The 4,222-nt window shown below is 42.7% G+C and carries 4 protein-coding genes and 1 pseudogene; 4 read left to right on the forward strand and 1 reads right to left on the reverse strand.

The window, feature by feature from the left end:
* Positions 1-63 precede the first annotated feature (63 nt).
* Positions 64-123: pseudogene (gene rpsI, locus ACRRQV_RS17990) on the forward strand (30S ribosomal protein S9); the annotation flags it as partial.
* Between the two features lie 99 nt (positions 124-222).
* On the opposite strand, the gene ACRRQV_RS17995 reads toward rpsI, so the two are convergent.
* Positions 223-456, reverse strand: coding sequence for a hypothetical protein (locus ACRRQV_RS17995; protein WP_432533664.1), 234 nt, complete (start codon positions 454-456; stop codon positions 223-225).
* Positions 457-791: 335 nt separating this feature from the next.
* Between ACRRQV_RS17995 and ACRRQV_RS18000 the strand changes: the two genes are divergently transcribed.
* The 3 genes from ACRRQV_RS18000 (at position 792) to ACRRQV_RS18010 (ending at position 3,706) form a co-directional block, all read left to right on the forward strand.
* A complete protein-coding gene (locus ACRRQV_RS18000) occupies positions 792-1,601 on the forward strand; it encodes an STAS domain-containing protein (RefSeq protein WP_432533667.1) in 810 nt (269 codons plus the stop codon).
* A 141-nt stretch (positions 1,602-1,742) separates the two neighbouring features.
* Entirely contained in the window at positions 1,743-2,801 is a 1,059-nt protein-coding gene (locus ACRRQV_RS18005) for an Mrp/NBP35 family ATP-binding protein (protein WP_432533669.1), read from the forward strand.
* A 218-nt stretch (positions 2,802-3,019) separates the two neighbouring features.
* On the forward strand, positions 3,020-3,706 hold the full coding sequence (locus ACRRQV_RS18010; protein WP_432533672.1) for a KinB-signaling pathway activation protein: 687 nt from the start codon (positions 3,020-3,022) through the stop codon (positions 3,704-3,706).
* The last annotated feature ends 516 nt before the right edge of the window (positions 3,707-4,222 follow it).

A 4,222-nucleotide genomic window follows, 5' to 3' on the forward strand; every position in this document is an offset into this window, starting at 1 on the left:
GCTTTTAGTGCTTTGAAACACCCTATATCACTCAATATTATTGGGTATTTCGGCAGCATATAAGAACGTAAAAAACCAGGTCTTCGTTCAGCTCGTCGCGCACCTCAGTTCTCAAAACGTTAATATTCAACAAAAGCCCTTTTCTCATTGCGAGAAGAGGGCTTTTTTATGTGCAGTTAGATTAAAAAACCTCCCTAGAATTAGGGAGGTTGGAAAAAGCGTTTAGGCAATGTGGTAAGAACCGATTTCTCTTTCGATTGCACTTGCTGCTTGATCTACGGAGGTAAACTGTTCAACTGTTTCTGTTTGGAGATTTTTCACCTCTAAAGTAGACGTGTTTTTTAGGCAGACCACCGAGAATAACGGTTGGTCTTCTTTGCTGAACGTTTGGGTAATGTTGACGGTGTGATAAAAACAAACCGTTTCCAGCAATTCCCTTATGCTTTCAAATGACATTTTGCACGCTCCTTTCTGCTATTTGGAAAGGGACTAAGAAAAGTCTGAAAGAATCCAAAACTTTGGATAGTCTCCACAATACCATATCCACAAGAACTGCGGCAGAAAAGCAGAAAAATGATATAAAAATGAAATATAGTTCGGAAAATCGCAAACAAGAGAATAGGTGCAAAGAACACAGACGAAACATGCAAATTAGCCCTTAATGTTATATGATGAAAAAATAAAAGTATTTTCTTGTCAGTAATTTTTTAGTTTATAGGAGTGGAGAGCCTCGGAAATGCTGGCTCTATCCACAGAAGGAGAAAAAGATGGTCAGTTTGTATGAATATTTTATGGAGAAAACATCGGATTTAACGGAAGAATGGTACGCAACTCTTGATCAAAGCCATGAAGGCGTCTATGGTTCCCAAGATTCCAAAACGATTAAAGCACTAAAACAACAGAACCATGACTTTCATGTAAACTTCTGTTCGATTTTTAATAAAGAGAAACAAGTGTTTCTCGATAGCTTTCAAGAGTGGGTCACAGAAATTGCCAAAGATGAAGCGCATTTGGCCACTCCCATCACAGATATTATCCGAGAATTTTTCCGGACGCAAGAACAATATTTAAACCTTGTAGAAGAATATGGAGTTCTGTACAAAGACGAGGTCACGCCCAACCAGTTAACCGAATGGAAACGGGACATCGTGACAGCGGTTAATGAAATCATCTTACGGTTTAGCCATGAGAACGCGATGGCAGCTGAAGAAAAGTTGAATGCGCAACAGCAAATGATCATTGAGCTCAGCTCACCAATCATTATTTTGGCAGAAAAAACCGGATTGTTGCCGTTGATTGGCGAGATCACGTCTTATCGGGCCAAAGTGATGTTTGAAAATACGCTGCAAAAAAGCGCCAAACACGGCCTTGAGAGATTGTTTATCGATTTATCGGGAGTACCGGTCATCGATACAATGGTCGTCCATCAAATTTTTCAGATGATCAAAGGATTGAATTTGATCGGCGTAAAAACGTCTCTTTCTGGAATCCGTCCGGATATTGCGCAAACCGCTGTTCATCTCGGCATTAAATTTCAGGACATTGAAGTGTACAGCACCTTAGCCCAAGCTGTAAAGCAAAAGCAAGCGATCAAACGTTGAAGACAAATAGCAGCAGCTGAACCCTTTTCTCTCTAGAGAAGAGGGTTTTATTTTCAAAAAGCCCGAAGACTGAATAGAGTTAAAATAGAAGTCTCTATGTTATACTGTACGGTGAGCAAAAGACCTAAGGAGTGGTTGACTATGTTAAATGAACAGCAAGTACGCGAATTACTGGGAGCGTTAGAAGATCCTTTTTTACATAGATCGCTGACTGAAACAAATGGCATCACATCTGTGAAGATTAAAGAAGAAAAAAACCATGTCAGCGTGAAGCTGGCAATTGCAAAAACGAATACGCCTGAGCAAATGCAGCTGCAGATGAAAGTTGTAGAAATCCTCAAAGGAGCGGGAGCGGATTCAGTTGGCATCCGTTTTGAAGAATTAGCGCCAGAAGCGCTGTCTCAATTCCGTGGGCAGGCAACATCTGCAGAAGCGCAAGATTTGCTGTCACCTTTAAACAAAGTGGAATTTATTTCAATCGCGAGCGGCAAGGGCGGAGTCGGGAAATCAACGGTCTCTGTCAACTTGGCCGTCGCACTTGCGCGCCTTGGTAAAAAAGTCGGCTTGATTGATGCCGATATCTACGGATTCAGCGTACCGGATATGATGGGAATTGATCAATCGCCGGTCGTGCGCGGCAATACGATCATCCCCGTTGAGCGTTTTGGCGTGAAAGTTATCTCCATGGGCTTTTTCGTGGAAGATAATATGCCAGTCGTATGGCGCGGTCCGATGCTTGGGAAAGTGTTGGACCAATTCTTCCGCGACGTCGAATGGGGTGACTTGGATTACCTTCTATTGGACTTGCCGCCAGGAACAGGGGACGTAGCGCTTGATATCCACCAAATGCTGCCGGCTTCAAAAGAAATCGTCATTACAACTCCGCATCCAACAGCGGCATTCGTTGCTGCGCGTGCCGGGGCAATGGCATTGCAAACCGATCATGAAGTGCTAGGCGTCGTAGAAAACATGGCGTGGTTCGAAAGCAAAGATGGTACGAAGGAATATCTATTTGGGCAAGGCGGCGGACCAAAACTTGCGGAAGAATTGCAAGCGCCTTTGCTCGGGCAAATTCCGCTTGGCCAGCCGGATTGGAACGAAGTCGACTTCGCCCCATCTGTTTACGCGGCTGACCACCCAACAGGAAAGATCTATGAAGAGATTGCCCAGCAGATCTTAAAACAATTTGCGCAAAAGTAAGCGAGTATGAAGTCCGGAACCTCAATTAAGAGGTTACCGGACTTTTTTATTAAATATTATTCCATCATTAAAGGATGTGGGATGTCGAGAGTGCCCGAACTGTCCCGGAAATCCGCGGACCTTCAAGGTTTGTTCACATCTGCAGCGTTCGGCCAATGGCTTTTTTGTCTCTCGATTGTTACAATCATTAAAGAACTTTAAATAACGGAGGCATTCAAGTGACAATACGAAATTGGGTAAAGTTTTCTATAAATGCAATTTTAATAGGCGGATTGATAACAGGGATACTTGGTTTGTTCATCCGTTGGAATGATATTTTTGCCGAAGCCTTTCAAAATGGCCAGTGGGGCGAATTTCTTGCGGGCTTTGTGTGGATGATTGTCGTAGGAGCAACAATGAGTTTGATTGCGCAGATGGGCTTCTTTGCTTATTTAACGATTCACCAGTTTGGGATGAACATGTTCCGAACGCTGCGGCTTTGGAATTGGGTGCAGCTTTTAATTATAGCGCTGGTGATTTTTGACTTGATCGTATTCCGCTTTGCGCCAAACGCAGAGTCGGTTGGACAGAAATGGTTATACGCTGTGCTGCTGATCATATTGATTGCAACAGCTTTAGTAACGGCTCGCCTTAAAGCAAAGTGGACAACTAAATCTACTTTCATTTCAGCTTTGTTCTTTATGATCGTAGTAACGACTTTAGAGTGGCTGCCAGCCTTGATGGTGGAAGCCGGAAACATCGACAGCTGGGTAACTTTGTTGCTGTTCCCGTTTTTAGCGGTGAATGCTTATCAACTGTTAGTGTTGCCGAAGTATAACGCTCAGTCAGATATTGACCGGCAAAAACTTGAAGAGCGGCGAGCGGCGCGCAAAGCTGCGGCGCAACCATCTACAAAAAAACGCTAATGAATAAAACCAGCTTACTGTCTCGTGATGAGACGGCATGCTGGTTTTATTTAATTAAAGAGCGGGGGGATGCTGCAATAGCGAAGGAGTATAGAAGCAGTTGATATTTCTTTCAGCACTGGATGGCTATCTTGAGAGAAATTGTTTTTTAAATATAACTTTTCTTCCTGGAAAGTGTTGACTTAGAATATGGGGGCTGGTATATTAGTAAATGTCCTCAAAACGACTTTTAAAAAGTTAAACATAATTGTTGACTTGAAGTTCGAGGTGATATAAAATAAAAAAGTTGCCAATTAAAGCAATGGCATTGGAAATGTCGCTAAGAAAATTAGTGGTTGACAATGATTTGTGAAATAGGTATACTAATAAAGTTGTCTCAAACGACAGCCTGCAATGATGAACCTTGAAAACTGAACAGCAAAACGTCAACAAAAATTATTGACGCGTTCCGAACGCGGCAATAAAATTTCTGCGACGGTCGCCCTTGGGCGATCAGAGCAAAAAAACATACTGATC

Source organism: Planococcus sp. YIM B11945 (assembly GCF_050864155.1).
Classification (GTDB): Bacteria; Bacillota; Bacilli; order Bacillales_A; family Planococcaceae; genus Planococcus.